Source organism: Collinsella sp. CLA-ER-H2 (assembly GCF_040092405.1).
Lineage (GTDB): Bacteria > Actinomycetota > Coriobacteriia > Coriobacteriales > Coriobacteriaceae > Collinsella.
The window spans coordinates 53,013-79,490 of the sequence record NZ_JBBNLO010000005.1 but is presented as its reverse complement, the minus strand read 5'-3'; the positions used below and the strand labels follow the sequence as shown (position 1 = coordinate 79,490).

General features: G+C 61.7%; 26 protein-coding genes and 1 riboswitch. Of the genes, 4 read left to right on the top strand and 22 right to left on the bottom strand.

Annotated elements, in window-relative coordinates; genetic code table 11:
- Positions 1-15: 15 nt before the first annotated feature.
- From map to yqeB, 13 genes are all read right to left on the bottom strand, one after another.
- A complete protein-coding gene (map, locus tag AAAX59_RS02585; RefSeq protein ID WP_349070397.1) occupies positions 16-804 on the bottom strand; it encodes a type I methionyl aminopeptidase in 789 nt (262 codons plus the stop codon).
- On the bottom strand, positions 801-1,427 hold the full coding sequence (locus AAAX59_RS02580) for an adenylate kinase (protein WP_055252238.1): 627 nt from the start codon (positions 1,425-1,427) through the stop codon (positions 801-803). The genes map and AAAX59_RS02580 overlap by 4 nt, the downstream gene beginning before the upstream one ends.
- Before the next feature lie 18 nt (positions 1,428-1,445).
- Positions 1,446-2,732 carry a preprotein translocase subunit SecY gene (secY, locus tag AAAX59_RS02575; protein ID WP_035137447.1) on the bottom strand — a complete coding sequence of 429 codons (1,287 nt, stop codon included), beginning with the start codon at positions 2,730-2,732 and terminating at the stop codon, positions 1,446-1,448.
- Positions 2,726-3,175, bottom strand: a complete 450-nt coding sequence (gene rplO, locus AAAX59_RS02570) for a 50S ribosomal protein L15 (RefSeq protein ID WP_006235267.1) — start codon at positions 3,173-3,175, stop codon at positions 2,726-2,728. The genes secY and rplO overlap by 7 nt, the downstream gene beginning before the upstream one ends.
- Before the next feature lie 3 nt (positions 3,176-3,178).
- Complete coding sequence (gene rpmD / locus AAAX59_RS02565) at positions 3,179-3,361, bottom strand: 50S ribosomal protein L30 (RefSeq protein ID WP_006235266.1); 183 nt, start codon at positions 3,359-3,361, stop codon at positions 3,179-3,181.
- A 2-nt stretch (positions 3,362-3,363) separates the two neighbouring features.
- Positions 3,364-3,888 (bottom strand): 30S ribosomal protein S5, encoded by a 525-nt coding sequence (gene rpsE, locus AAAX59_RS02560; protein WP_055252236.1) that lies wholly within the window; start codon positions 3,886-3,888, stop codon positions 3,364-3,366.
- Between the two features lie 14 nt (positions 3,889-3,902).
- Positions 3,903-4,271, bottom strand: a complete 369-nt coding sequence (gene rplR / locus AAAX59_RS02555) for a 50S ribosomal protein L18 (RefSeq protein ID WP_006235264.1) — start codon at positions 4,269-4,271, stop codon at positions 3,903-3,905.
- 75 nt (positions 4,272-4,346) lie between these two features.
- Complete coding sequence (gene rplF, locus AAAX59_RS02550) at positions 4,347-4,883, bottom strand: 50S ribosomal protein L6 (protein WP_006235263.1); 537 nt, start codon at positions 4,881-4,883, stop codon at positions 4,347-4,349.
- A gap of 33 nt (positions 4,884-4,916) precedes the next feature.
- Positions 4,917-5,315 (bottom strand): 30S ribosomal protein S8, encoded by a 399-nt coding sequence (gene rpsH / locus AAAX59_RS02545; RefSeq protein WP_006235262.1) that lies wholly within the window; start codon positions 5,313-5,315, stop codon positions 4,917-4,919.
- A gap of 119 nt (positions 5,316-5,434) precedes the next feature.
- Positions 5,435-5,620: a type Z 30S ribosomal protein S14 gene (locus tag AAAX59_RS02540; protein ID WP_022094280.1), complete on the bottom strand. Its 186-nt coding sequence runs from the start codon at positions 5,618-5,620 to the stop codon at positions 5,435-5,437.
- A gap of 79 nt (positions 5,621-5,699) precedes the next feature.
- Entirely contained in the window at positions 5,700-6,257 is a 558-nt protein-coding gene (rplE, locus tag AAAX59_RS02535; protein WP_006235260.1) for a 50S ribosomal protein L5, read from the bottom strand.
- 311 nt (positions 6,258-6,568) lie between these two features.
- Positions 6,569-7,612 (bottom strand): XdhC family protein, encoded by a 1,044-nt coding sequence (locus tag AAAX59_RS02530; protein ID WP_349070394.1) that lies wholly within the window; start codon positions 7,610-7,612, stop codon positions 6,569-6,571.
- A gap of 9 nt (positions 7,613-7,621) precedes the next feature.
- Positions 7,622-8,416 carry a selenium-dependent molybdenum cofactor biosynthesis protein YqeB gene (yqeB, locus tag AAAX59_RS02525; RefSeq protein ID WP_349070391.1) on the bottom strand — a complete coding sequence of 265 codons (795 nt, stop codon included), beginning with the start codon at positions 8,414-8,416 and terminating at the stop codon, positions 7,622-7,624.
- Positions 8,417-8,518: 102 nt separating this feature from the next.
- Between yqeB and yqeC the strand changes: the two genes are divergently transcribed.
- Positions 8,519-9,253, top strand: coding sequence for a selenium cofactor biosynthesis protein YqeC (gene yqeC, locus AAAX59_RS02520; protein ID WP_349070389.1), 735 nt, complete (start codon positions 8,519-8,521; stop codon positions 9,251-9,253).
- A gap of 109 nt (positions 9,254-9,362) precedes the next feature.
- Here yqeC and hydA read toward each other — a convergent pair whose 3' ends face one another.
- The 5 genes from hydA to dpaL form a co-directional block, all read right to left on the bottom strand.
- Positions 9,363-10,730, bottom strand: a complete 1,368-nt coding sequence (gene hydA, locus AAAX59_RS02515; RefSeq protein ID WP_349070388.1) for a dihydropyrimidinase — start codon at positions 10,728-10,730, stop codon at positions 9,363-9,365.
- Positions 10,731-10,738: 8 nt separating this feature from the next.
- Positions 10,739-11,353 (bottom strand): nucleotidyltransferase family protein, encoded by a 615-nt coding sequence (locus AAAX59_RS02510; protein ID WP_349070387.1) that lies wholly within the window; start codon positions 11,351-11,353, stop codon positions 10,739-10,741.
- Positions 11,354-11,503: 150 nt separating this feature from the next.
- Positions 11,504-12,706 carry a knotted carbamoyltransferase YgeW gene (gene ygeW / locus AAAX59_RS02505; protein WP_349070386.1) on the bottom strand — a complete coding sequence of 401 codons (1,203 nt, stop codon included), beginning with the start codon at positions 12,704-12,706 and terminating at the stop codon, positions 11,504-11,506.
- Positions 12,707-12,907: 201 nt separating this feature from the next.
- Positions 12,908-14,293: a YgeY family selenium metabolism-linked hydrolase gene (locus AAAX59_RS02500; protein ID WP_195246774.1), complete on the bottom strand. Its 1,386-nt coding sequence runs from the start codon at positions 14,291-14,293 to the stop codon at positions 12,908-12,910.
- 72 nt (positions 14,294-14,365) lie between these two features.
- Complete coding sequence (gene dpaL / locus AAAX59_RS02495; RefSeq protein ID WP_349070385.1) at positions 14,366-15,580, bottom strand: diaminopropionate ammonia-lyase; 1,215 nt, start codon at positions 15,578-15,580, stop codon at positions 14,366-14,368.
- Between the two features lie 277 nt (positions 15,581-15,857).
- Here dpaL and AAAX59_RS02490 point away from each other — a divergent pair, with 277 nt between their 5' ends.
- The 3 genes from AAAX59_RS02490 to AAAX59_RS02480 all read left to right on the top strand — a co-directional run bounded on the left by AAAX59_RS02490 (position 15,858) and on the right by AAAX59_RS02480 (position 18,320).
- Positions 15,858-16,511, top strand: a complete 654-nt coding sequence (locus tag AAAX59_RS02490) for a helix-turn-helix transcriptional regulator (RefSeq protein WP_089573552.1) — start codon at positions 15,858-15,860, stop codon at positions 16,509-16,511.
- Between the two features lie 123 nt (positions 16,512-16,634).
- Positions 16,635-17,621, top strand: a complete 987-nt coding sequence (locus AAAX59_RS02485) for a hypothetical protein (protein WP_349070384.1) — start codon at positions 16,635-16,637, stop codon at positions 17,619-17,621.
- Positions 17,622-17,936: 315 nt separating this feature from the next.
- A riboswitch (SAM riboswitch) is annotated at positions 17,937-18,027 on the top strand.
- A gap of 8 nt (positions 18,028-18,035) precedes the next feature.
- On the top strand, positions 18,036-18,320 hold the full coding sequence (locus AAAX59_RS02480; RefSeq protein ID WP_349070382.1) for a hypothetical protein: 285 nt from the start codon (positions 18,036-18,038) through the stop codon (positions 18,318-18,320).
- 301 nt (positions 18,321-18,621) lie between these two features.
- On the opposite strand, the gene xdh is transcribed toward AAAX59_RS02480, so the two are convergent.
- The 4 genes from xdh to ssnA form a co-directional block, all read right to left on the bottom strand.
- Positions 18,622-21,399, bottom strand: coding sequence for a selenium-dependent xanthine dehydrogenase (xdh, locus tag AAAX59_RS02475; RefSeq protein ID WP_349070380.1), 2,778 nt, complete (start codon positions 21,397-21,399; stop codon positions 18,622-18,624).
- A gap of 12 nt (positions 21,400-21,411) precedes the next feature.
- The gene (locus AAAX59_RS02470; protein ID WP_271747272.1) at positions 21,412-21,891 is read right to left on the bottom strand and encodes a 4Fe-4S binding protein; all 480 of its coding nucleotides are present in this window, start codon (positions 21,889-21,891) and stop codon (positions 21,412-21,414) included.
- An 11-nt stretch (positions 21,892-21,902) separates the two neighbouring features.
- Positions 21,903-24,902: a putative selenate reductase subunit YgfK gene (gene ygfK, locus AAAX59_RS02465; protein WP_349070379.1), complete on the bottom strand. Its 3,000-nt coding sequence runs from the start codon at positions 24,900-24,902 to the stop codon at positions 21,903-21,905.
- 149 nt (positions 24,903-25,051) lie between these two features.
- The gene (gene ssnA / locus AAAX59_RS02460) at positions 25,052-26,407 is read right to left on the bottom strand and encodes a putative aminohydrolase SsnA (protein WP_349070378.1); all 1,356 of its coding nucleotides are present in this window, start codon (positions 26,405-26,407) and stop codon (positions 25,052-25,054) included.
- Positions 26,408-26,478: the final 71 nt, after the last annotated feature.

The window sequence follows — 26,478 nt, the reverse complement described above, 5'->3', positions numbered from 1 at the left end:
ACTAAGTGGAACTTGTTACATTTCTCCGCCTTGGAGCGAACACCAAGCACCTTGCGCGTCGGTGGTGAGAATCACCGGACCGTCATTGGTAATGGCGACGGTGTTCTCGTAGTGCGCGGCGGGCAGGTGGTCGTTGGTCGTGACGATCCAACCGTCGGAGCCCGTGCTCACATGGTTGGAACCCATCGTAACCATCGGCTCGATGGCAATGACCATGCCGGCCTGGAGGCGAACGCCCCTCCCCTTCTTTCCATAGTTAGGAACGTTGGGGTCCTCGTGCATCACGCGGCCAATGCCATGACCCACATAATCACGAAGCACGCCGTAACCGTGAGACTCGGCGAGGGACTGAACGGCATAACCGACGTCCCCGATATGGTTACCGGGAACAGCCTGCTCGATGGCAGCCTTAAGGCAATCGCGCGTGACCTCGCACAAAGCCTTGGCTTCGGGCGTGGGGGTGCCGACGAAAAACGTCCATGCGTTATCGCCGACCCAACCGTCGACAACGGCTCCCGTATCGATGGAGATGATATCGCCATCGCGCAGGATCATGTCAGGGTTGGGAATACCGTGGACCACGGCATCGTTGATCGATGTGCAAATGGTCCCCGGGAACCCGCCGTAACCCTTAAAGGCAGGGGTGCCGCCATGCATGCGGATAATCTGCTCCGCGAGCTGATCAAGCTCAAAAGTCGAAACGCCGGGGCGCACCATGGCTCCAACGTGGCGGAGCGCCATCTTAGATAGCGCTCCTGCCTTCTTCATCTGCTCGATTTGCGTTGCAGACTTAATCTTGATCATAGACCGAGAGCCTCTTTGACATCCCCGTACACGGTCTCGCGAGCCTGGTCACCGTTGACCGACTTGAGCAGACCTTGGCCACGATAGTAGTCGACGAGCGGGCTCGTGGACTTCTCGTAGACGTCGAGACGGTTCTTGATGGTCTCGGGCTTGTCGTCGTCGCGCTGATACATCTCGCCTGCGCACTTGGGGCAGGTGGCATCGGCAGCAGTGCCGGTGTAACCGCAGGCGCGGCAGGTGCGACGCGAAGACAGACGATCGATGATGACCTCGGGGGCCACGTCGACCAGAAGGGCGCAGTCGATCTCGCGACCCATGGCGGAGAGCTCGGAATCGAGCGTCACAGCCTGGGCGGTGTTGCGCGGGAAGCCGTCGAGGATGAAGCCCTGCTGGGCGTCATCGGCAGCAAGGCGCTCCTTGACAAGGTCGATTACGAGCTGGTCGGGAACGAGCTCGCCAGCGTCCATGTACTTCTTAGCCTGAATACCAAGCTCGGTGCCACCCTTGACGGCAGCACGCAGCAGGTCGCCCGTGGAAATGTGGGCGACGCCAAACTCGGCGACGAGCTCCTGTGCGACGGTGCCCTTACCGGCACCCGGAGCTCCGAGCAATACGAGGTTCATGAGCAATCCTCCTCTAGCCTATTTAAAGAATCCATCGTAATCATACATCTTGATCTGGCCTTCGAGCTTATCGACCGTGTCGAGCACGACGCCGACCATGATGAGGATGGACGTTCCGCCAAAAGCCTGGATCAGATGGTTACCCGTGAAGGAGAAGATGATCGAAGGCACGATGGCGATGAGCGCCAAAAAGACAGCGCTGGGAAGCGTGATCTTGTTGAGCGCGTTCTTGATGTAGGCCGCGGTAGCCCTACCCGGACGCACGCCCGGAATAAAGCCGCCCTGCTTCTTAAGGTTATCGGCCGTGTCATCGGGGTTGAACACCATGGAGGTGTAGAAGTATGCGAAGAACACGATGAGGACAACGTTAAGCACCCAGTTGAGCCAACCGGTCGAAAGCGCGGAGGCAACTGCCTGAATCCAGCCGATGCCGGGGAAGAACACGGCAATCTGAGCCGGGAAGTACAGCAGCGCCGAAGCGAAGATGATCGGCACGACACCCGCGGTGTTGACCTTGATGGGCAGGTAGGTGGTCTGGCCACCCATCATGCGACGGCCCACGACGCGCTTAGCGTAGGAGACCGGAATGCGGCGCTGGCCGCGCTCAAGAAAAACAATCAGCGGGATAACCAGCAGGATGATGGCGCAGATGATCACCATGGTGATGATGCCACCGGCATTACCCTCGGTGCTGGAGAAGATAGCCTGCGGCAGGCCGGCCATGATGTTCGCAAAGATGATCAGGGACATGCCATTGCCGATACCGCGCTGGGTGATGAGCTCACCAATCCACATGATCAGCATGGCGCCCGCGGTGAGCGTACCGACGATCATGAGGTCAAAGATGATCTCGGGGGCACCGGCACCGTTGAAGCTAATGCCGAAGCTCTTAAAGAGGAAGAGGTAACCCACGGAGTTGAGGATTGCCAGAGCCAAGGTGAGGTAACGCGAATACTGCGTAATCTTGGTCTGACCGACCTCGCCCTCGCGGGCAAGCTCATGCAGGGAAGGCACAACGGCCTGGAGCATCTGGAGGATGATCGAGCTGGTGATGTAAGGCATGATGCCCAGCGAAAACACCGACACATAGCTCAACGCGCCGCCAGAGAAAAGATTCAGGAGGGCCATAGCACCTGCGGCGACCGAATTATTATCGGTCGAGAAAAGGCCCAGCATCCCCTGGAAGGGAATGCCGGGCACAGGAACGTGCGCACCAATGCGGTACACGACGAGCATAGCTATGGTAAAAAGAATCTTTTCGCGCAATTCTTTGATGCGGAAAGCATTCTTAAGACCATTTAGCACGGCAGCTCGACCTTTCCGCCGGCGGCCTCGATCTTGGCCTGCGCAGAAGCGCTGACCTTGTCGACCTTGACCGTGAACTTCTTGGTGAGCTCACCATTGCCGAGCACCTTGACGGGCTCGAACTCGCTCTTGGTGATGCGAGCGGCCTTAAGAGCGGCACCGTCGATCACAGCGCCGTCCTCGAACTTACGCTCGAGACGCTCAACGTTAACAGCGGTGTACTCGATACGACGGGGGTTGCGGAAGCCCGGAAGCTTGGGCAGGCGCATAGCCAGCGGAGTCTGGCCACCCTCGAAGCCGGCACCCTTGGTGCCACCAGAGCGGGAACCCTGGCCCTTCTGGCCGCGGCCAGAAGTGGTGCCGTGACCCGAAGAATTGCCACGGCCGACGCGCTTGCGGTTCTTGGTGGAACCGGGCGCGGGAGTAAGATCGTGAAGCTGCATTTGCTACTCCTCTACAATCTCGACAAGGTGCTTGACCTTGAAGATCATGCCGCGGACGGACTCGTTGTCAGCAATCTCGCGAACCTCGCGGATCCTGTGGAGACCGAGGGCACGGACAGTACGGACCTGATCCTGCTTGCAACCGTTGGTGCTGCGGACCTGCTTGATCTTGATGGTGTCAGCCATGCTTAGTTCTCCTTACCGACGAACATCTCGGAGACCGTCAGGCCACGGCGAGCCGCGACGTCCTCAGGGCTGGAGAGCTCCTTGAGGCCCTCGACGGCAGCCTTGATGATGTTGAGGCCGTTGTCGGTACCGAGGGACTTGGACAGGACGTTCTTGATGCCAGCAAGCTCGAAGAGGGGACGCACAGCGCCGCCGGCGATAACGCCGGTACCCTCGACAGCGGGCTTGATGATAATGCGGCCGGCACCAAAGTGGCCGAGAACCTCGTGCGGGATGGTGCCCTGCTCGGTCACCGGCACGTGGAACATGTTCTTCTTGGCATCGAGAGACGCCTTGGAGATGGCCAGGGGCACCTCAGCGGACTTGCCCATGCCAACGCCGACGTTGCCCTTGCCGTCGCCAACGACGACGAGAGCGACGAGGCTCATGCGACGACCACCCTTGACGGTCTTCGACACGCGGTTGATGTAAACGACGCGCTCCTCGAACTCGGAGGCCTCGCGCTGCTGCTTCTGATTACGAGCCATGTGCTACATACCTCCTAGAACTCGAGACCGGCGGCACGAGCACCGTCGGCGAGGGCCTTGACGCGGCCATGGTAGATACGGCCACCGCGATCGAAGGCGACCTTGGTGATGCCGGCCTCGATGGCACGCTTGCCAACGAGCTGACCGACCTTCTCCGCAGCCTCCTTGTTCGAGGTGTGGGTGCCCTTGAACTCGGCCTCGAGGGTCGAGGCAGAGACGAGCGTCAGGCTGGAGCCCTTGCTGTCGTCGATGATCTGGGCATAGATGTTGGCGTTAGTACGGGTCACGCGAAGACGCGGACGCTCGGAAGTACCCGAGACCTTGCCGCGAACACGACGCTGACGACGCTTGAGGCCTTCCAGCTTCGCCTTATGCTTGTTCATACGTAAACTCCTAAAAAGGTTGATCTTGCCAGCACCTGACGGGGTGCTGGTCTTATGCGAGTGAGTCGGTTACGACTACTTGGCGGCCTTACCCAGCTTGCGGCGGATGTGCTCGCCAACGTAGTGGATACCCTTGCCCTTGTAAGGCTCGGGAGGACGATGACCGCGGATCTCAGCGGCGATCTGACCGACCTGCTGCTTGTTGATACCCTTGACGTTCACGTGGGTGTTGTCGGGAACCTCGAAGGTGATGCCCTCGGGAGCCTCGACGATCACGGGGTGCGAGAAGCCCAGGGAGAACTCGAGGTTCTTGCCCTTCTGCTGCACGCGGTAACCGACGCCGGCGAGCTCGAGCTTCTTCTCGAAGCCCTCGGAAACGCCAACAACCATGTTGTGGATGAGGGCGCGGGTGAGGCCGTGGCGGGCACGGGTCTCACGCTCGTCGTCGGGACGGGAAACGGTGAGGACGTTGTCCTCGACGTTGATAGCGAGCTTCTCAAAGACATCGAGCTCGAGCTGGCCCTTGGGGCCCTTGACGACAACGTTGTTGCCGTTGACTGCCACTTCGACTCCGGCGGGAATCTGGACAGGCTTATTACCGATACGAGACACGGTGATCTCCTTTCCTTCTACCTACCGAGCGAATTACCAGACGTAAGCGATGATCTCGCCGCCGACGTTGTGCTTGCGAGCATCGCGGTCGGTCATGACGCCATGGCTGGTGGAAATAATGGCGGTACCAAGGCCACCGCGGACGCGGGGCATGTCGGCAACGCCGGTGTACTTACGCAGGCCCGGCTTGGAAATGCGGCGGATGCCGTTGATGACCTTAGCCTTCTTGGGACCATACTTAAGCGTGATGTGCAGAGTCTTCTGGGGAACGGTGTCCTCGACATCGTAGCCCTCGATGTAGCCCTCCTCGTGCAGAACACGAGCGATCTCGACGAGCTTCTTGCTGCTCGGCATGGAGACCGTGGCCTTGTTCACAGAGTTAGCGTTACGGATGCGCGTAAGCATATCTGCGATCGGGTCTGTAAGGTTCATACAGATTCTCCTTCGTTCTTGATGAACACGTGCTCTTGGTTCTTCGCCGCCCTTAACGGCAAAGCCTTTTTAGCGCGTTTTCCCTGTTCCAAACTGATGCTTGAAACGCTGGTAGTGACTTACCAGCTGGCCTTCTTAACGCCGGGAAGCTCGCCCTTGAGTGCAAGCTCGCGGAAGCAGACACGGCACAGGCCGAACTTGCGGTACACAGAGTGCGGACGGCCGCAGCGCTGGCAGCGCGTGTACTCACGAGTAGAGAACTTCTGCTTGCGATTGCACTTGACGATCATCGATGTCTTAGCCACTTATATCCTCCTCACATAGAGTATTGTTCGCCCCAAGCGCCGCCCCCTTGTGGGAACGGCGCTTATAGGGCAGGTGAACCTATTTCTTGAACGGGAAACCGAAGGCGTCCAGAAGGGCCTTGGCCTCCTCATCGGTATTGGCGGTGGTCACGAAAGTGATGTCCATACCGCGCTGGTGATCGACGGAGTCGAAGTCGATCTCGGGGAAGATGAGCTGCTCGGTGACGCCCATGGAGAAGTTACCACGGCCGTCGAAGCTCTTGGCGGAAATGCCGCGGAAGTCGCGGATACGGGGGATCGCGACGGAGGTCAGACGATCGAAGAACTCCCACATACGGTCGCCACGCAGGGTAACCTTGCAGCCGATCGGCATACCAGCGCGCAGGCGGAAGGTAGCGATGGACTTGCGGGCACGGGTGATCATCGGCTGCTGGCCGGTGATGGCGCGCAGGTCGCGCACGGCACCGTCGATGGCCTTGGAATCGGTAGCGGCCTCGCCGACACCCATGTTCACGACGATCTTCTCGAACTTGGGGATCATCATGACGTTCTCGTACTGGAACTTGTCCTGAAGCTGCTGCTTGACCTCGTTGTTGTACTTGGTCTTCAGACGCGGCACATACTTCTCTTCTGCCATTGTTCACTCCTTCTTGGGGTTTTAAGCACGGGGCGTGGCCACAGTGGGTTGTCCTCGTGCCTCCTGGCTGCATCCGCGCCGCTCATGGCATTTTGCGGTTTGGACTCGACGCAGCAGGAGCCGACAAAACAATCGGTACTATACGCGCATTGGGTGCGTATTTCCAGAAAAACCTCGTCTGCCTGCACAACTCCACAACTCCCCCGCACAAATGGGCCCCAAAAAGCAGTTGCGGTGAAATAGGGACTGTTGGGCGGCCTAACAGGCTTAAACAATCCGTATTTCACCGCAACTTATTGGTGGGGATGCGATTAGCGCTTGCGGGGGACGAGTTTGGTGCGGCGCAGGTGGATCATCTCGGCGGCGATGGAGATGGCGATCTCCTCGGGGTCCTCGGCCTCGATGGCAACGCCGATCGGAAGGTGCAGCTCGTCGATCTGGTCCTGCGTAAAGCCTTCCTGCTCCAGACGGGCGCGCACAAAGGCCGTCTTGCGGCGCGAGCCCAAGCAACCCAGATAGGCGGGTTTGGCACGCATAGCCTGAATCACCACGTCGAGATCAGATTTGTGACCCGCCGTGGCGACGACCACCAAGTCGCGCGGACCGATGGGACACAGCTCGCTCAGGTTCTTGTAATCGACCAGGCGACGATCGTAGACACCGGGCACCCATTCGGGCGTCAACGTGCCGGGGCGGTCATCGCAGGCCACGACGGCAAAGCTCGCCGCCGTGAGCACGCGCGCCGTCGCGGCGCCCACGTGCCCGCAGCCAAAGATGTAGGTCAGGCCCTCGGGGCAGAGCGTCTCGACGTGCGCCGCGGGAATCTCGGAGGCGGCGTTAGTGTAGGTGACGTTACTCCCCTCCTCCACCAGCGAAAGCCCGGGGCAGCCCGCAATGGTGCGGCGCGATGCCTCGCCATGGTACTCGGCCGCATCGCCCTCGAGTGCGCTCGCGATAAACGGCTCAAAGTCGATGACGAAGTCGCCGATGCGCCGATAGACCAAGACGTCGGCAATTTCCTGGAACAACGGTGCCTGGGTCGCATCCAGATGCAGATAGCACAGGCAAATGGCTCCGCCGCAGATCATGCCGGTATCGGAGTTCTCGCCGCCCATGGTGTAGCGGACCAGACGCGATTGCCCCGCGGCCAGCAGCTCTCGCGCCTCGTCCAGCGCAAAGAACTCGATCTTGCCGCCGCCGATGGTGCCCGCCTGGCTACCGTCGGCAAAGACGGCCATCCAGGCACCCACGCCGCGCGGCGACGACCCCGCCGTGCCGGCCACGACCACGAGCTCGCACGTCTCGCCAGCACGCAGGGCGACAAGCGCCGCATTCACAACATCGAGCTTTTCCATTGCCGCCTTCTATCCTCTAAAGATATCGGTGAGCATAGCGAGTGCCTCGAGCACGCCACCGCCGACCGACGTCGCCTTGTCCGAAATGTAGTTGATATAGCTGGCATCGCCGCGCGGATCGACATCGGCGCATTTAAAGCCCTCAGTCACCTGTACGCCGTTCGCCAATAGCCCGCGCAAGCAGCCATCAATCTGCGTGATCATGGGAGTATCACCGGCGTAGCCAATCACGTCTCCGGCGCTCACGATGTCGCCGATTGCGTGGTCGGACCTAAACACGCCGGCGACGGGGCTGTGAATAACGCGCTCCCTGCCATAGCCGGCGATAATGCCCGGCACGCCCGTGTTGGGCTGGGGCGAACCTTGGGTAATGACACGGCCCAGGAAATGCCCGCGCATGGTTTCGACCACGGCGTCGCAGTCAACCGGCGCGGTGAAGCCCGGTCCCACGGCAATAACGGCAGGCGCCATGTCGCGCGTGGTACCCAGGTTGCGCTTGGCCAGAATCGCGTCGACCACAGCCGCGGGTTTAAGCTCATCGAGCATCTTGGCCTGAGGGTCCACCACGACGGCAACATCCCCCGCTTGGGTAATCTCGAGCGCCTCTGCCGGCGTCTGCGCCAAGCGAGCGCGAATGCCCTCGACCTGGACCTCGCCCAGGCGAATAGCCTCGCAAAAACTGATTGTGCGGCGGATGCACGTGGGAACCGCGATATCGGCCATAACGACCGACACGCCGGCGCGCACCAAGCGAGCGGCGACACCCGTGGCGATATCGCCGGCGCCGCGAACATAAACGAGCATTCCCGGGGCACCTCCCTATGCTACGGTTTGAGCAGAGCAAAAGCGGTTCGACCGCTACTCTGATGATTATTTATTATCACAGTATTATACGGCGGTGAACAGATGGAAACGGTTAGCGGCAATCTTGCCTCGGCGCTCAGGATCGAGCCGGACATTACCGCGATTATCGGCAGCGGCGGCAAGTCGACGTTGCTCAAAACGCTGGGTCTTGAGCTCATGCGCGCTGGCGGCCGCGTGCTCCTCTGCACCACCACGCATATGCTTCCCGTTGCCGGCGTGCCATGGGACGGGTCGAATCGTCGCCTGGACGCCGCGCCTTGGAAGCCGGGCGCCTCGCATGTCCCCGGTTGCACCTGCGAGGCCTGCGCGGGCCTTGCACGCGGAGGCATCTGCCAGGCAGGCATCTTGGACCCGGAGACAGGCAAGCTCTCCGCCCCCGCGGAGCCACTCGGCGAGCTGGCACAGCGCTTTGACTATGTGTTGGCCGAGGCAGACGGTAGCAAGCGACTCCCGCTCAAGGCGCATGCCGCCTGGGAGCCGGTAATTCCCGCCGCCACGGCAAACGTTGTCTGGGTCGTCGGCGCCTCGGGACTGGGCAAGCCCATCAACGAAACCGTCCACCGCCCCGAGCTCTTTTGCGAGCGTTGCGGCTGCGAGCTCACCGACACTGCCACCCCAGAGCGCGTCGCCCAGGTGCTCAATGCCGAGCTGCGGATGCTGAACCTCAACAATGCCCGCGTCATGCTCAACCAAGTCGACACGCTCAGCGACCCCACGATGGCCGACCGCTTCGAGGCAGCCCTCGGCCGCCCCCTCATCGCCACCAGCCTCAAGTAGCCGGCCCCATCTCGTCAGTTGCGGTGAAATACGGACTGTTTGGCCGCCAAACGGCCGCAAACAGTCCGTATTTCACCGCAACTGCGGAGGGGACACGGCATCTTTGCTGCTAGCGGGGGACGTAGCGGCCGGGTTGGGCTCCGGTGGGCTCGCCGTCGCGTGCCACCAGCACGCCGTTCACAAACACGGCCTTGGCGCGGCCATGTGCCTCAAAGCCCTCGAGCGGCGTGTAGTCCACGGCCTGATGCTGTGTCGCGGCGCTGATCGTCCAACGCGCGCACGGATCCCACACGCACACGTCGGCATCGGAGCCCTCGGCAAGACAACCCTTGCGCGGATACATGCCAAACACGCGCGCCGGGTTCTCGCTCATCAAACGGCACAGATCCTCGGGACCCAGCTGTCCCTCAAAGCTCGTGGCAATCGCGACGGGACGATGCTCCACGCCGGGCCCGCCGTTGGGAATCGCGCGAAAATCGTCGCGCCCGCGGTCCTTTTGCCCGTGCAGGTTAAAGCTGCAATGATCGGTCGCAATCGTATCGATCTCGCCGGCCACAAGCGCCTCGCGCAGGGCTGCACGGTCACCGGCATGGCGCAGCGGCGGGCTCATCACGTACTTGGCGCCCGCAAAGCCGTCCTCGCCCTGCTCCAGATAGCAGGTGTCGTCGAGCATCAGATACTGAGGGCATGTCTCGACATAGATGTTCTTCTGCCCGCGCGCTTTGGCAGCGCGAATGGCCTCGAGACCCAGCTTGGTCGAAAGGTGCACCACGTTGACCGGTGCGTCGCCGGCCAGGTGCGCCAGATACAACAGACGGCTCACGGCTTCGGCCTCGCACACATCCGGACGGCTGAGCGCATGCCCCTCGGGCCCATGAATTCCCTGCTCGTACACGCGCTTCTGCAGTTCATTCACCAACGTGCCGTTCTCGCAATGCACGCACAGTATGCTGCCCAGGCGCTTGAGCTCCTCGAGCACCTCGAGCGTCTCGGCATCGTCCAAGCGCAGATGGTCGTAGGCAAAGTAGGTCTTGAACGACGACACGCCCGCCTCGCGCATGGCCGAAAGATCGGCGCGGTTGCGCTCATTCCACTCGGCGAGTGCCATATGAAAAGCGTAGTTTGCCGTGCAGGTGCCGTCGGCGCGATGATGCCACTCGGCAAGGGCATCGGGCATGGTCACGCCGCGATCGGCCGTCGCGTAGTCCACAATGGTCGTCGTGCCGCCGCAGGCAGCCGCGCGCGTGCCGGTTTCAAAGCTATCGGCTGTCCAATCCATGCCGGTCCAGCACTGCATGTGCGTGTGGCCGTCGATAAAGCCGGGGAACACCCAACAGTCCGCGGCGTCCTGGACGGTATCGCCCTCGCCCGGCTCGATTGCCGTGGCAATCCGCACAATCTTGTCGCCCTCCATGGCAAGATCGGCGCGGCGAAGCCCCTGTGGCGTCACGAGCGCGCCGTTTTTGATGATGATCATGTTGCTCCTTATTGATTAATACAGTTGGCCACGCGATCAAAATACGAGCAGGCCGCGATATGCTCCGTTATGCGTCGCTGTCCCTCGGCGGTATCGACATCCCACAGCTCATAGGCGCGCGCTTCGACCAGCGCAACGTCGACGCGGCCTTTGAGAATCGAACCGCCGCCGTCCTTGCCCTCAAGACACATAAGTGCATCGAACAGTTCCGCCGGAAAGAGCACCGGGCTCGAAGGCTCACCGTTGCACGCAAGACGCACCGGATGCTTGCGGCCACGCTCGTCAAATGCACGAACCATAGCCTCAAAAGAATCCGAACTCACGAGCGGCTGGTCGCCCGGCAAAAAGAGGCAACCTTTCCAGTTGCGTTCGACTCCCCACGAAAGGCCCGCACGAACGCTTTCGCTACGCAGCTCGCCATCGTGCAGCACGCACGGGCAATGCTTGTCCTCGCAAATCTGAGCGACCCCGGGCCAACGCGTCGAAACCACGACGTCAAAGCCCCGGGGAACCGAATCGATGGTCCGGGCAATCAGCGGCTCGCCATAGATATCGGCAAGCATCTTGTTAGAGCCAAACCGCTTGCCCTCGCCCGATGCCATAATGACGCATCCAAGTTTCATGGTGATACCTCCCCTGAAACCATCGTACCCATAACTCGCGCCGCGGGCATCCACATCGAAAGCGCTTATCCCGCACGCCCGCGATGCAAAAAGGGGGCACCCCGCCGGTTGGCAGAGCGCCCCCTTTACATGGCTTACCTCAACCCGGCTTTAGGCCTGGAACCAACGGGCGGTGTTGCGCTCGTCGAGGGCCTTGAGGGTAGCGGTGGGATCGGCAACCTTCTGCAGGAACATCATGGCTGCGATGGCGTACGGCTTGTAGCTGGCCTCCTTGTACATGCCCACACGGTGCATGTCGAAGACGTCGGCGTTGACCTCGCCGTGCTCGCAGGAGACACCGGAGATGTCGGCGGGCAGCGGGTGCATAAAGATGGTGTCCTGGCCGTTGGCAGTCTTCTCCATGAGCTCGGTCGTGGAGCACCAGTCCTGATGGGTGGCGTTCTGGGCGAGCAGTTCCTTCTCGAGCGCAGCGATGCCGGCGTCGTCGCCCTCGGCGTACAGATTGGTACGCTTCTCCATGGCGGCAAACGGAGCCCAGCTCTTGGGGATCACGATGTCGGCGCCCTCGAAGGCCTCGGCCATGGTGTTGACCTGCTTAAAGGTGGTGCCGGACTCGGCGGCATAGCCCTTGGCGCGCTCGACGACCTCGGGCATGAGGTCGTAGCCCTCGGGGTGGGCCAGGGTGACGTCCATGCCAAAACGGGGCAGCAGGCTGATCAGCGACTGCGGGCAGGACAGCGGCTTGCCGTAAGAGGGCGAATAGGCCCAGGTAACGGCAACCTTCTTGCCCTTGAGGTTCTCGAGGCCACCAAACTCGTTGATGAGGTAGAGCATGTCGGCAGAGGACTGCGTGGGGTGATCGGAGTCGGACTGCAGGGAGATGAGCGTGGGACGGTGATCCAGAACGCCGTCCTCGTAAGCCTGCTGGACAGACTCGGAGACCTCGGCCATGTAGGCGTCGCCCTTGCCGATGTACATGTCGTCGCGGATGCCGATGACGTCGGCCATGAAGGAGATCATGGTAGCGGTCTCGCGGACGGTCTCGCCGTGAGCGATCTGGGACTTCTTCTCGTCCAGGTCCTGCAGCTCAAGGCCGAGCAGGTTGGCAGCCTTAGAGAAGGAGAAGCGCGTACGGGTGGAGTTGTCGCGGAACAGGGAGACGGCCAGGCCCGAGTCGAAGATCTTGGACGAAACGTTGTTCTCACGCAGCTCGCGCAGGGCGTCGGCGACGATGTAGAGAGCCTTGAGCTCATCGGTGGTCTTGTCCCAGGTGTGCAGGAAGTCGCTGCCGTACATGCCCTTAAAATCGAGGCCGTTCAGCTGCTCGACGAGCTCGGTAAACTTAGCGTCCATGGAAATGTCCTTTCTAAAGATGAAACGATCGCAATGAGTAGATGTGCTCCGGCATGCGCGTGTGGCTAGAACATGCAGAGCACCATGACGAGGACCCGCCACCGTTGAGGAAGCATGGGAGATAACGACCGCGGGCCCCAAGTCAACAGGGGGTGCCGGGGACACGAGCGACCCCCGGCTCAACAAAATCGAGGAATGGGACTAATCGATCTTGTTGTTGGTCAGACCGGCGCGGAACACGGTGGCGTCGCCATCGGCCTGGCTCGGATCGTAGAGGTTCAGGGCAGCCACGTACATGGCGGCAGCGGTAACCAGATCGTCCTTGTAGGTGACCTCGTTGGGAGCGTGAGCCTGAGACTCGGCACCCGGGCCAAAGCCCACGCAGGGGATGCCGTAGCGGCCCTGGATGGAAACGCAGTTCGTGGAGAAGGTCCACTTGTCGCACAGCGGACGACCGGTGCGCTTGTCCATGCTGGGCTCGCAGCCGATGCGCTCGTCACCAAACATGGCCTTGTGGGCGTCGACGAGGGCCTTGACGTGCGGAGCGGTCTCCTTGTTGATCCACGTGGGGAAGTAAGCCTCGGTCTCGTAGACCTCGCCGGTCCAGGACGGACGGTCGTACATGTACATGGAGACCTTCACGTCGTCGCCGTACTTCTTGGCGGCCGGCAGGTTGCGGATCTCGTCCAGGCAGGACTCCCAGGTCTCACCGGCGGTCATGCGACGGTCGATGGAGATGGCGCAGGAGTCGGCCACGGCGCAGCGGCTGGGGCTGGTGTAGAAGATCTGGCTGACGGTGCAGGTGCCGCGGCCCAGGAAGCGGGCATCCTCGTAGTGCTCGGGGTTGTACTTGGGGTCGAGCATCTTGACAAGGCCCTTGATGTCGGTCGACTCGTCGCAGCCGTTGTTGTTGAGGGCACGGACGTCGGCAATGATGTCGGCCATCTTGTAGATGGCGTTGTCGCCGCGGTCGGGAGCGGAGCCGTGGCAGGAGGTACCGTGAACGTCGACGCGGATCTCCATGCGGCCGCGGTGACCGCGGTAGATGCCGCCGTCGGTGGGCTCGGTGGAAATGACGAACTCGGGCTTAATGCCGTCCTTGTTGTAGATGTACTGCCAGCACATGCCGTCGCAGTCCTCTTCCTGGACGGTGCCGACGACCATGATCTTGTAGCCCTCGGGGATAAGGCCCATGTCCTTCATCATCTTGGCAGCGTAGGTAGCGGAAGCCATGCCGCCCTCCTGGTCGGAACCGCCGCGGCCGTAGATGATCTCGTCGGTCTCGTAGCCCTCATAGGGATCGGCATCCCAGTTCTCGATGTTGCCGATGCCGACGGTGTCGATGTGGGAGTCGATGGCGATAATCTTGTCGCCTTCGCCCATAAAGCCCATAACGTTGCCCAGGCCGTCGACCTTGACCTCGTCATAGCCAAGGCTCTCCATCTCGGCCTTGATGCAAGCGACAACCTCACCCTCCTCGCAGGACTCAGAGGGGTGGCTAATCATTGCGCGAAGAAAACGCGTCATATCAGCACGATGGGACTCAGCAGCAGCCTTGATAGCGTCGAAATCGAGTTCTTTAGCCATTGTTCATAACCTTTCATACGAAGGGATCTACCTGTGAGGTGGCGGAGCGATACCTATTTGCTCCGCCCAGTATTAGCAAGTGGGGTATTCGCCCTCCCAGACGATGCGACGGTACTGATCCGGATCGGTGTCGCCTTCGGTGGAGAAGCAGAGCACGGAGCTCGTCTTGTCCAGGCCGATGAGCTCCTTGAGCTCGGCGTACTCGGGATCGAGCATGAGGGTCTCGACCAGGCCGGTGGTCACAGCGCCGGACTCGCCGGAGATGACGCGCGGGTCGCCCTTCTCGGGAGCGCCCAGGGTGCGCATGCCGCGAGCGGTGACCCAGTCGGGGCAGGACACGAAGGCGGTGGCGTGGTTGCGCAGGATATCCCAGCCCAGGATGTTGGGCTCGCCGCAGCACAGACCGGCCATGATGGAGGGCATGTCACCGTCCACGATGCGCGGATCGCCGTCGCCGGCGGCAGCGCCCTTGTACAGACAGGCGGCAGGCGCGCACTCGACCACGACGAAGGTGGGCGGGTTATCGGGATACAGGTTGGTGAAGTAGCCCACCACGGCGCCGGCGAGCGAACCCACGCCAGCCTGGACAAAGACGTGCGTCGGGCGGTTGATGGCCATCTCGCGCAGCTGCTCGGCAGCCTCGGAAGCCATGGTGCCGTAACCCTCCATGATCCAGGACGGGATCTTCTCGTAGCCCTCCCAGGCGGTGTCCTGAACGATGACGCCGCGCTCGCAGGCGTCGGCCTCGGCGGCGGCCATGCGCACGCACTCGTCGTAGTTGACCTCTTCGATGGTCACCGTGGCGCCCTCGGCGGCGATGTTATCGAAGCGGGGCTTGGTGGAACCCTTGGGCATGTGCACGACGGCCTTCTGGCCCAGCTTGTTGGCAGCCCATGCCACGCCGCGGCCATGATTGCCGTCGGTAGCGGTAAAGAAGGTGGCCTGGCCAAAGTCCTTGGCAAGCTGATCGGAGGTCAGGTAATCGAAGGTGCACTCGGCAACGTCCTTGCCGGTCTCGTCGGCAATGTAGTTGGCCATGGCAAACGATCCGCCCAGAACCTTAAAGGCGTTGAGGCCAAAGCGATAGCTCTCGTCCTTAACGCACAGGCTGGACAGACCCAAGCGCGCAGCCTGACCGTCCAGGCGGGCAAGCGGGGTGACGGTATATTGAGGGAACGACTGGTGGAAGGCGCGGGCCTTCTTCACGTGGTCGAGGCTCATGATTCCCAAGTGCTTGTCATCGCTCTTGGGCATCGTGTTGCCCGCCCACTGGATCTTATCGGCCATACGGTGAACTCCTTAAGTCCTCTCTTGCCGGCCCCCGCATACGCGTTTCAGCCCATTCCCATTCATGCGACTGAACTTTTATGTGGATGCCAAACAAAAAGTTTGTTAGCACTGTTCTATCACACTTTTTGATTGGCAAACCTAACAAATTGTTTGTTGCCGTAATCGGTACTTTTTCGCCGCCGAACGGTCATGAATTGCCTTGTTGATGGATTTGTTTGCGGTCATGTGTGGTTTATGGCACAGTGAGCCCAAACTAATTTTTAGGAAGGTACCCATGACCCCCGCACAGATTGAGTTTTACAAGCGCCTCGCACACGGTCTGGCGCTCCAATTTGGCCCCAACTGCGAAGTCGTCGTCCACGATCTGGAGACCGAGGACGTGGACCACTCCATCGTAGTGATCGAAAACGGCCACGTCAGCGGGCGCAAACTGGGTGACGGCCCCAGCCATATCGTGTTTGAGTCCATGCACGAGGGCGCCACCGACGTACACGACCGCGAGCCATACCTCACCAAAACCACCGATGGCAAGCTGCTCAAGTCCTCGACGATCTTTATCCGCAACGACGAGGGCAAGCCCGTCGGCATTTTGGGCATCAACTTTGACATTACGCTTATGAAGGCTTTTGAGCGTTCGCTCGACGCCTTTACCGGCACCGGCGGCACGGGCTATACCGAGCCCGAGCCTATTACCAAGAACATCGGCGATCTGCTCGAGGACCTGCTGCACGAGTGCGAGCAGTTTGTGGGCAAGCCCGCGGCACTCATGACCAAAGACGAGCGCATTCGTGCCATTGGCTACCTCGACCGTCGCGGCGCCTTTCTCATTTCCAAGTCGAGCGAGCGCGCCTGCGAGTTCTTTGGCATCTCAAAGTACAGCTTCTATAGCTACCTCAATGAGGCCAAGGCGGCGGCCGGCGACAAGTAGGCACTCGCCTGGATTGCCCCTCCCCTTTTGGGCGCGAGTTCTGGAAAGCACGAATCCAAGACCGAGCCGCTCGGGAAGTTCCATATAATCGATGTCATTAATATTTCGAAAGGATGGAACAGAATGGCGTTGAGCAAGGCATCATGCACCGGTCGCGGATTGATTCCGACAATTGGTGGACATGTGCACCGCATGTTCGATGAGGGCGAAGACGACCTGTTTTCGCTGAGCCTTGACGACGTGATGAATGATCGCCCGTGGACCGCCGACGAACTCATGGGCGGCGGGGCTCGCCCGTCAAACCCCAATCCCGCACTTGCGCCTAAGCCCGCATCTGCGCCGACTCCTGCGCAGTCGCCCGTTTCGACGCCCGCGCCTACGCCCGCACCCACTTCGGCGCCCACGCCCGCTCCCCGCCCCGCAAGCGACCCGTCCGAGACGGCGGCATTTCTCGCTGCAGCGACGCAGGGCAAATCGGCCGACAGCACTGTTATGTACAGCGCCCAGCAGTTGCCTGTTCCTGCGGCACGCAAGCCTCCGGTCGCAAGGCTCGATGAGCCCGTTGCCCGTCAGGTTGCCTACGATTCGTGGGCTGCAGCCGATCTGGATGAGACCTCTACCGGCATGCCGGCGCTCGACGTTCCAGTTAACCCGCTTTTTGCCGCCAACACGAGCGCCGCGGACTATGAGGGCGGTGCGACATATTCCGATTATTCCGATGACTATGCTGGCAACGGTCGCATCGAGACCGAGGACTATGGCAACGCATCGAGCGATTATCTCAACGATCCGTACGCTGCCACGCCTGCACCGGAATATGACCCGGAGGCCGCGTCCGCGCCGGCGTATACCAAAAGCACGGGCGAAGAGCGCTTCGCCGATTATTACGCCGAGGAAAAGGCGCTGCGTTTCTCGGAATTTCCGCAAGCAGTCAAGGTTGCCTTTATCGCCATTGTCATTGCCCTGCTCGGCGTCATTGCGTTTGAGGGATTCCGGCTGTTCTCCGGCCCCACCCAAGCGGAGTCGGAGACCCAGCAAAAAGAGAACGATGACGAGTACCTGGACATCAACACCCTCAAGGGCGACCCCAACGACGGAGACGACGAGTAGCGAGGACTGAAGGCGAGGGCTGAAGGCGGCCGCAGAATCCCGCATCCAGCACCGGCTTCTAAGTGCTGTTTTGTCATCCAGCTACACTTTTCCGGATAATTTGCCCATCGAATTAGACACCTTTTTTTCCGAAGTTTTAAGGTGCCCATTTCGACACTTTTCCGTACTTTTACACGGCTGATTTCGACACTTTTCCGAATGAAAGCCGAATAATCACTTGGGAAACCAACGCCGTTCACGCGTCATTTCGCGGATGGCGTTGGTTTCTGTCCGTACACGTTGATAGACTCCATCGTGCCTGCAAGGAGTGGGCGCATTTTATCCAGAGTCGGGGTAGAGAGTTGGCTCCACGATCCCGACGCCAACCGGCCAAGAGGCACGGTGGCCCTGCCAACATCGATGAAAGGAGTCCGTATGGGCAATTTCTCTGTGCGCAACGAGCGCAACTTCCACAACCTGACAGCCAAGCCAAAACGAATGCATCTTCTGGACAAGCCGAACGGCTACGCCTCGGCCATGGTCAAGCACGCATCGCCAGATCGCATCCCGCTATCTGGGCCGCGTTTTCCCAACGACCACGCCAACGGAAAGTGCGTCCTAGCCTGGACGCTCAAAACGGGATGCGCTTTCCAGATGGCATGCCTAGCGGAAACCGTGTCCCGGAATCAGGTCTCGGAACGGGTCGTGCTTTCCGGTTGAGTCCTTCAGCGGAAACCGCATCCCGGAATAAACACTCAAACTGGGATGCGCTTTCCAAACGACCGACCAGCGGAAAACGCATCCCATTCTGAGGCACGATTCCGGGACGCAGTTTCCGCATGCGGCCCCGTTGGGAAAGTTAATCCCGTTCCGAGGCTGGATTCCGGGACGCAGCTTCCGCATGCGGAGGCGCTCCAAACAAAAGGCCCCGACTCGCGATGGAGCCGGGGCCAAAGGCGCAGCGTATGTAGTTGATGCTGAGCGCGAACTGCCCGTCAACAATGGCTGTCCACGCTCTACCCTACCCGCGGCGACGGGCGCGGCTGTAGGGCGTATCCACCATGGGCAGATCGGGACGCAGCTTGCCGTCAAATGCGCGATAGGCGTTCTGTACGGCGGGCGCCGTGGGAATCGTTGCGATCTCGCCGATGCCCTTGCCGCCGTATGCCACGGGCAGCAGCTCATCCTTCTCCACGTAGATGGCGTGGATATCCGGAATCTCGGGCGCACGGAACAGCCCGAGCGTGCCGTACCTTGCCTGGGGCACGCAGTCCTTGAGCGGCCAATCCTCGGTAAGCGCATAGCCCATACCCATGAGCACGCCGCCTTCGATCTGACCCTGGATGGAGATGGGATTGACCACCTTGCCGGAATCGTGCGCGGCATAGACCTCGCTCACGCGACCGTCATCATCCAGAATGACCACATGCGTGGCAAAGCCGTAGCAGATGTGGCTCTTGGGGTTGGGAACGTCGGCGCCCAGCTTGTCGGTCGGCTCCAGGTACACGTACCCAAACTCGCAGCCCTCGAGCGCCTTGATGGCGGCAGCGGGATCTTGAGGATGCATACCCTGGCCGGCGACGAGTTCCTGTGTGTGCAGCTGATAGGCGCGACCGTCGTCGTACTCGATCTTGATGCCATCACCATGGGCGCTCACAGGAGCATCGGGTGCATGCTTGCCGGCCTCGATGTCAAGCATGGCATCGCGCAGCAGGAAGGCGGCACCGCGCACGGCCTCGCCGGTCACGACCGTCTGACGCGAGCCAGACGTGGTGCCGGAGTCGGGAGCGTTCTCGGTAGAGCACTCGCCATTGGCGATGCAGCGAAGCGGCAGGCCGCATGCCTCGGCAACGTCCTGCAAAAAGACGGTGTTGCAGCCCTGGCCGATGTCGGACGTAGCGGCATAGACCACGGCCACGCCGTTCTCGACGCGGATCTTGCAGCGGCCGGCATCGGGCAGGCCCACGCCCACGCCGGCGTTCTTCATGGCGCAGGCGATACCGGCGTGTCCGGGATGCGCGTAGTAGGCATCCTTGACCTCGAGCAGCGTCTCCTTAAGCGCCGTGGAGCAATCGGCAATCTGGCCGTTGGGCAGAACCTCGCCCGGCTCGATGGCGTTACGGTAACGAATCTCCCACGGATCCAGGCCGACCTTCTCGGCCAGCAAGTCGATCAGGCTCTCGAGCGCAAACTCGGACTGGCAAACGCCAAAGCCTCGGTACGCGCCGGCGGGCGGGTTGTTGGTGTAGTAGCCAAAACCGCGAATGTCGGTATTCTGGTACTTGTAGGGGCCGACGGCATGCGTGCAGGCGCGCTCGAGCACCGGGCCGCACAGCGAAGCGTAGGCGCCGGTATCAAAGTTGATCTCGCAGTCCAGGCCGGTAAAGTTGCCCTCGGCGTCGCAACCCAGCGTAAAGGTGCCGTCCATGGCGTGGCGCTTGGGATGGAAAGCGAGCGACTCGGCACGCGTGAGTTTGCACTTCACAGGACGCTGGAATTTATAGGCAGCGAGCGCGGCCAGGTGCTGGATGGACACGTCCTCCTTGCCGCCAAAGCCACCGCCCACGAGCATGGTCTCGACGACCACACGCTCGGGCTCGTTGTCCCAGCCAAACATGTGGGCGCACTCTTTGCGCGTGTCGTAGGCACCCTGGTCGGTCGACTGCACCTTGACGCCGTTCTTGTACGGGAAGGCGACGGCGCACTCGGGCTCCAAGAAGGCATGCTCGGTAAAGGGCGTGGTAAAGCGCTGCGTCACGGTGAACGCGCTCTCTGCCAGCGCCTTGGCGGCATCACCGCGCGTCACATGGCGGCTCTGGCACACGTTGTCCTTGAGCTCCACCGTGTTGCCAAAGGCAAAGAAGCTGTCGTGCAGGCGCGGGGCGTCGGCAGCCCTGGCCTCGGCAATGTTACGCACGGGCTCCAGCGGCTCGTAATCAATCTTTACGAGCTTCTTGGCCTTCTCGAGCGTCGCCTCGTCCTCGGCGACCACCAGCACGATGGCATCGCCCACGCAGCGGGTGATATCGCCCGCCGCGATCATGACGTCCCAGTCCTGGATAAGGTGGCCGACCTGGTTGACCGGCACGTCCTCGGCGCGCAGGATGCCCACCACGCCGGGCAGGGCCTCGGCCTTTGAGGTGTCGATGGAGAGCACACGGGCGCGCGGATACTTGGAGCGCACGGCGCTGGCGTAGGTCAGACCCGGCTGATCGAGCTCGTCGATGTCGTCGGGATACTTGCCCTCGCCGAGCACCTTCTTGCGCACGTCGATACGGAAGGCGCGCTTGCCCACGCCGTAGTCATCGCCGCGCTCCAGATCCTCGTCGATCTGCTTTTCGCCGCGCAGCACCGCAGCTGCCAGCGAAATGCCCTCGATAATCTTTTTGTAGCCGGTGCAACGGCAGACATTGCCGCGAATGGCGTACTTGATCTGCTCCTCGGTGGGCTCGGGATCCTCGGCGATGAGCGCCGCACCCGCCATGACCATACCGGGGATGCAAAAGCCGCACTGTACGGCGCCCACGGCGCCAAAGGCGTACACAAATGCCTCGCGCACGTCCTCGGGCAGGCCCTCGACGGTCACGATGTTACGGCCGGCGGCAAGGGCGGTGGTCAGCACGCACGCCTTGACGGCCGCACCGTCCACATGGATGGTGCAGGTGCCGCAGGCGCCCTCGGAGCAGCCGTCCTTGGCGGAGTGAATGTGCAGGTCGTCGCGCAGATAGCGCAGCAGCGGCTTGTTCTGAGTCGTCGTGCGCTCGACGCCGTTAACGGTAAAAGTGAATTCCTGTGCCATGGTGATTCCCTTCTACACGCCGGCGGCGATGCCGGTGCGGTCGTGGATGGCGCCATGCGGGCAGACGACGGCGCACATGCCGCACGACAGGCAGTCCGCGCCATCGATATGGGCGCAATTGTCCTCGATGCGGATAGCGCCGGCAGGGCACTTTTTGGCGCACATGCCGCAACCGATGCAGCTCGTGTCGCAGATCTTGCGGGCAATGGCGCCCTTATCCGTGTTGTTGCAGCGCACCAGGATGTTCTGGTAGCCGGGAACAAAGGCAATCACGCGCTGCGGGCACGCCATGCCGCACAGACCGCAGCCGGTGCATTTGGAGCGGTCCACGCGGGCGACGCCATCGACCAGTACGATGGCACCGTGGGGACAGGCCGTGACGCAGGCGCCACAGCCAATGCAGCCTTCGCTGCAGCGGGCGTCGCCGCCTGCGGAGGCGCAACCGCTTCCGCAGGCAACGTAGGCCACGTTATGTTGAATGGATTTGGCCATAAGAGACTCGCCTATTTCTTAAGAAGGTACGAATAGTTGTCGCGCACAGCCCTGATGGTCAGGCGGACGGCCTCGGGAAGACCGGTGTTGACGGCATCGACCGAGACGGTGCGGACCGTGCCGGCGACGCGGACCTTAAAGTGATCATCGCCCACGGCCAGGAAGCCCTCGTTCTCGGAGTTCTCCATGTCCTGCTCGCTCCAGAACAGGGTGAGCTTGTCCTTGTAGGGACGACCCTCCTGGTAGGGGCAGAACACGGCGCAGTTGCCGCACTCGTTGCACATGCCATCGACGTGAACGACCTGATGCTTGGCCAGACCCGGCACCTTAATGGCAACGTTGGCGCGGTTGGGGCACACGTCGCAGCAGACCTCGCACACCGAGCCGCAGCCCAGGCAGCGAGTCTTGGTGCAGTTGCGCTTGTCGCGGCACAGCGACCCCTTGCGCTCGTAGCAGGTGCCCTCGCGGCCGGCCTGCTCGTTGCAGTCGGCGTACTTGTTAAAGTCCACGCCGGCGATGGCACGAGCGACCTCGGCGGCGTCGGCGATAGCCTCGACCACGGTGGCCGGACCGCGACGGCAATCGCCTGCAGCCCAGACGCCCTCGACGCCGGTGGAGGTGGCGGCAAGGCGACCGCGACGGTCGTGTTCGACGCCCACGGCATCGTACAGGCTGGCATCGATGCCCTCGCCCACGGCGCAGATCACCGTGGTGGCGGAAAGCTCGACGGTCTCGCCCGTGGCGACGGGGCTGCGACGGCCGCTTGCATCCGGCTCACCGAGCTCCATAACATCGCAGGTCAGCACGGCGCCGTTGAGCGCCTTGGGCGCCAGCAGCTCGCAGAACTCAACGCCGTCTGCCAGAGCAAAATCGAGCTCTTCCTCGTCGGCGGGCATCTGCTTCTTGGTGCGGCGATACACCAGGCGCACGTTCTTCACGCCGGCCAGGCGCTTGGCCACGCGAGCCGCGTCCATGGCGGTGTTGCCGGCGCCGATGACCACGACATCCTCGCCCAGCTCGAGCTTCTCGCCCTTCTTGGCAGCCTCGAGGAACTCCAGTACATCGAGCTCGGCACCCTCGCCCAGGCCCGCAGAGCCGGGCATCCAGGCACCAGTGGCCACGACCACGTCGGTAAAGCCCTGGGCCTTGAGCTCGTCGATGGAATCCACGCGGGCGTTGAGCTGCACCTTGGCACCAAAGGCCAGGCAGAGCTCGGCATCGTGGGAGATATCATCGCTGGCGATACGGAACTCGGGGATCACGTGACGGACCACGCCGCCGAGTGAATCGCGGGCCTCGAAGATGGTGACGGGCACGCCGGCGCGCGTCAGGAAGAACGCCGTCGCCAGGCCGGCCGGGCCGCCGCCGATAACGGCAACGTTGCGCTCACCGTCGTTGGCGATGGCCTGGGCGCGCAGCTTGGGCAGCACGGCAGTCATGGCCTCGCGGGCGGCCTTGAGCTTGCTGGCGCGGATCTGGGCGCCCTCGGGCTCGTAGAACGCACGCTCGCAGGCACGACCGCAGGGATGCGGGCAGATGGTGCCGGTAATGAACGGCAGGGCGTTGCGCTCGATGATGATGTTGAGTGCGTCCTCGTAGCGGCCCTCGTCAACAGCCGCCAGGTAGGCAGGAATATCCTGCTGGATGGGGCAGCTCGTGCGGCACGGCGTGGTAAAGCAGTCGGAAAGCGGGCTCTTGCCGGCAACCTTGCGGTCGGGCAGCGGGCGCAGCGGCTTCTTATAGAGCGGATTGGTGAGCGAGTCGGTCTGGATCGCGGTCACGGCCTCGAGAGAGACGCCCGCGAACGGCTTGCCGTCCAGGTCGGCAAACTCGCCGGCCATCTGGCTAAAGCGCTCGTAGCCACCGGGCTTGAGCACGTCGGTCGCCAGGGTGACGGGCCAAATGCCGGCATCGTACAGAGCGCGGATGTTGTAGACCGTGGCGCCGCCGGAGTAGCTGATGCGCAGCTTGCCATCGAACTGCTCGGTAATGCGGCGGGCGGCCTCGATGGTCAGCGAGAACAGCGAACGGCCGGACATGTACATCTCGGTGGAAGGCAGCTCGTTCCTCGTCACGTCGACGGGGAACGTGTTGGTCAGCTTGACGCCAAACTCCAGGCCGCGCTCGGCACACAGGGCAATCAGGCGCTCGAACATGGGCACGGCGTCGGCCCATTGCAGGTCCTCGCGGAAGTGCGTGTCATCGAAGACGATGTAATCAAAGCCCAGCTCGTTGAGGCGCTGGCGGGCAAACTCATAGCCCAGCAGCGTGGGGTTGCACTTGATGTAGGTGTTGAGGCCCTTCTCGGTGATCAGATAGGTCGCGATGCGCTCGATCTCCGCCGGCGGGCAGCCATGCAGCGTTGACTCGGTAATGGAGTTGGAGACGCGCGCCGGGATGGACTCGACAAACGCGGCATCGACATGCTCAAACTTGTCCAGGTTGGCGAGCGCCCACGTGCGGCACTCGTTCCAGACGTCGGAGCCGCTGGCGTCCTTCATGCCCTCGATGTAGGCATCGACCTTGGGGCTCTTGATGCCCTCGAGGTCATAGCCCACGGACATGTTAAAGACAAAACCGTCCGGGCTGCCCAGGCCGTACTCGCGAGCGATCAGGTGGCAGGCAAACCATGCCTTCACGTACTCGGCAAAGGCCTGCGGAACCTCGAGCTCGGTCGACCACTCGCAGTTGTAGCACTCGTCCTGCGCCACAATGCAGGGCTTGTTCACACACTTGGAGAGCTCCTCGCCGTCCATAACCTGGACGGTCTTGAGCTCAAAGAAGCGGGAACCGGCCACGTAGGATGCCACGATGTTCTGGGCAAGCTGCGTATTGGGGCCGGCGGCCGGGCCAAACGGGGTCTCGATGCGCTCGTCAAAAATGGGAAGCGCGCCCTCCTGATTGGTCGTGACCATCTTACGCACGCCAAAGATGGCGTCCTGGGTCTTGTGCTCCTCGATGATCCAGTTCATCAGCTGCGAAAACGGGATCGGCCTCATGATGTCGCTCATAGTGAGCTCCTCTCTGTAACGCCCGGCGAGACCGCGCGGCGGGCGCAAATACGGTGTAGCGCTAGCACAGCGCCGGCGACCCCGCGGAGGTCGCCTATACGCGCGTCGGATGCGGCGAAACATCCGGCGCGCGTGAATCTACTTGTGAATTAGTAGGTGCGATCGTTGAGCGTGCTCCAGAGCTTCTTGGACTCAGCCATGGTCCACACGTTGATCTTGTCCTCATCAATGCCAACGAACTCGCGATCCTTGTACAGGACGCGGCCGTTGATGATGGTGGTGCGGCAGTTTTTGCCCATCATGCCAAAGAGCATGTGGCCGTCGATGTTCTCCTCGCTCAGCGGCGTAAAGGGCTTGTAGTCCATGACGATGACGTCGGCGGCAGCGCCGGCCTCGAGCACGCCGAGCTTGCGATCGAAGTACTTGCTCGCCATCTTGGCGTTGTTCTCGAACAGCATCGTCATGGCCTCGCACCAGCCCACGTTGGGCATGGCGGCGTTGTGGCGCTGGATGATCAAGAAGACCTTGAGGCTCTCGAGCATATCGTGGGTGTAGGCGTCGGTGCCCATGCACACGGGGATGCCGCGGCGGAAGAACTCGAGCACGGGGGCGCAGCCCACGGCGTTGCCCATATTGGATTCGGGGTTGTTGACGAGCCAGGTGCCGGACTCCTTGACGATATCCATCTCGGCAGGCGTCACGTGGATGCAGTGACCCAGCATGGTGTCGGGACCCAGCAGGTTGTGCTGCAGCAGGCGCTCGACGGGGCTGATGCCGCCGCGGTTGAGGCGGGAGTCCCAAACGTCATTCATGCCCTCGCACACATGGATGTGGAAGCCGGTCAGGCCGTTGTTGGCCTCGGCCATCTTGTCCATGGTCTCGTCCGACAGCGTAAAGGTGGCGTGACCGCCAAACATGGCGGCGATCATGTGGTTGTCGTTATCGCGACGCTCTTTGGCGGCCCACTGGGCAAATTCGGCGTTCTCGGCAATGGCCTGATCGCACTTTTCCTGGCCGCGGCGGTCGGAAACCTCGTAGCACAGGCACGAACGCATGCCCAGCTCCTGAGCGGCGTCCTTAATGGTAAAGAGGCTGCCCGGAATCTCGCAGAAGCTCGCGTGGTGATCGAAGATCGTGGTGACGCCGTCGCGGATGGAATCCAAAATCGTGGCATAGGCGCTGGCCTTGGTGCCGTCGAGCGTCAGGTTGTCGTCAATCTTCCACCACTGCTGCTCAAGATTCTCCAGGAAGTTGGTGGGGTTGCAGCCCTTAATGGCAAGGCCGCGGGCCAGACCCGAGTAGATGTGGGTGTGGCAGTTGATAAGTCCGGGCATGATGAGGTTGCCCTGGGCGTCGACGTACTCGGCATCCGGGTACTTGGCCTTGAGCTCGCGCTCGGGGCCCACTTCGACGATCGTATCTCCGTCAATGGCGACCGCACCGTTGGGAATAAACGGAGTCTGAGCGTTGCGGGTAAAGACGGAACCGTTAGCGACCAGAAGCATAAATGCTCCCTTCAACATCAGGGGCGGGGTTTGACACCTCTGACATGGCGGAAGTGCGAAGCGCCGGCCTA

Excerpts from the sequence above, each read along its gene's own strand:
- AAAX59_RS02470 (WP_271747272.1), bottom strand. The coding sequence starts at position 21,891 with ATGGCCAAATCCATTCAACATAACGTGGCCTACGTTGCCTGCGGAAGC.
- AAAX59_RS02530 (WP_349070394.1), bottom strand. The coding sequence starts at position 7,612 with ATGGAAAAGCTCGATGTTGTGAATGCGGCGCTTGTCGCCCTGCGTGCT.
- rplE (WP_006235260.1), bottom strand. The coding sequence starts at position 6,257 with ATGGCAGAAGAGAAGTATGTGCCGCGTCTGAAGACCAAGTACAACAAC.
- yqeC (WP_349070389.1), top strand. The coding sequence starts at position 8,519 with ATGGAAACGGTTAGCGGCAATCTTGCCTCGGCGCTCAGGATCGAGCCG.
- rpsH (WP_006235262.1), bottom strand. The coding sequence starts at position 5,315 with ATGAACCTTACAGACCCGATCGCAGATATGCTTACGCGCATCCGTAAC.
- yqeB (WP_349070391.1), bottom strand. The coding sequence starts at position 8,416 with ATGCTCGTTTATGTTCGCGGCGCCGGCGATATCGCCACGGGTGTCGCC.
- xdh (WP_349070380.1), bottom strand. The coding sequence starts at position 21,399 with ATGGCACAGGAATTCACTTTTACCGTTAACGGCGTCGAGCGCACGACG.
- dpaL (WP_349070385.1), bottom strand. The coding sequence starts at position 15,580 with ATGGCCGATAAGATCCAGTGGGCGGGCAACACGATGCCCAAGAGCGAT.
- AAAX59_RS02480 (WP_349070382.1), top strand. The coding sequence starts at position 18,036 with ATGGGCAATTTCTCTGTGCGCAACGAGCGCAACTTCCACAACCTGACA.
- hydA (WP_349070388.1), bottom strand. The coding sequence starts at position 10,730 with ATGATCATCATCAAAAACGGCGCGCTCGTGACGCCACAGGGGCTTCGC.
- AAAX59_RS02490 (WP_089573552.1), top strand. The coding sequence starts at position 15,858 with ATGACCCCCGCACAGATTGAGTTTTACAAGCGCCTCGCACACGGTCTG.
- AAAX59_RS02580 (WP_055252238.1), bottom strand. The coding sequence starts at position 1,427 with ATGAACCTCGTATTGCTCGGAGCTCCGGGTGCCGGTAAGGGCACCGTC.
- ssnA (WP_349070378.1), bottom strand. The coding sequence starts at position 26,407 with ATGCTTCTGGTCGCTAACGGTTCCGTCTTTACCCGCAACGCTCAGACT.
- ygeW (WP_349070386.1), bottom strand. The coding sequence starts at position 12,706 with ATGGACGCTAAGTTTACCGAGCTCGTCGAGCAGCTGAACGGCCTCGAT.
- rplO (WP_006235267.1), bottom strand. The coding sequence starts at position 3,175 with ATGCAGCTTCACGATCTTACTCCCGCGCCCGGTTCCACCAAGAACCGC.
- AAAX59_RS02485 (WP_349070384.1), top strand. The coding sequence starts at position 16,635 with ATGGCGTTGAGCAAGGCATCATGCACCGGTCGCGGATTGATTCCGACA.
- rplR (WP_006235264.1), bottom strand. The coding sequence starts at position 4,271 with ATGAACAAGCATAAGGCGAAGCTGGAAGGCCTCAAGCGTCGTCAGCGT.
- rpmD (WP_006235266.1), bottom strand. The coding sequence starts at position 3,361 with ATGGCTGACACCATCAAGATCAAGCAGGTCCGCAGCACCAACGGTTGC.
- AAAX59_RS02500 (WP_195246774.1), bottom strand. The coding sequence starts at position 14,293 with ATGGCTAAAGAACTCGATTTCGACGCTATCAAGGCTGCTGCTGAGTCC.
- ygfK (WP_349070379.1), bottom strand. The coding sequence starts at position 24,902 with ATGAGCGACATCATGAGGCCGATCCCGTTTTCGCAGCTGATGAACTGG.
- AAAX59_RS02510 (WP_349070387.1), bottom strand. The coding sequence starts at position 11,353 with ATGAAACTTGGATGCGTCATTATGGCATCGGGCGAGGGCAAGCGGTTT.
- rpsE (WP_055252236.1), bottom strand. The coding sequence starts at position 3,888 with ATGGCTCGTAATCAGAAGCAGCAGCGCGAGGCCTCCGAGTTCGAGGAG.
- map (WP_349070397.1), bottom strand. The coding sequence starts at position 804 with ATGATCAAGATTAAGTCTGCAACGCAAATCGAGCAGATGAAGAAGGCA.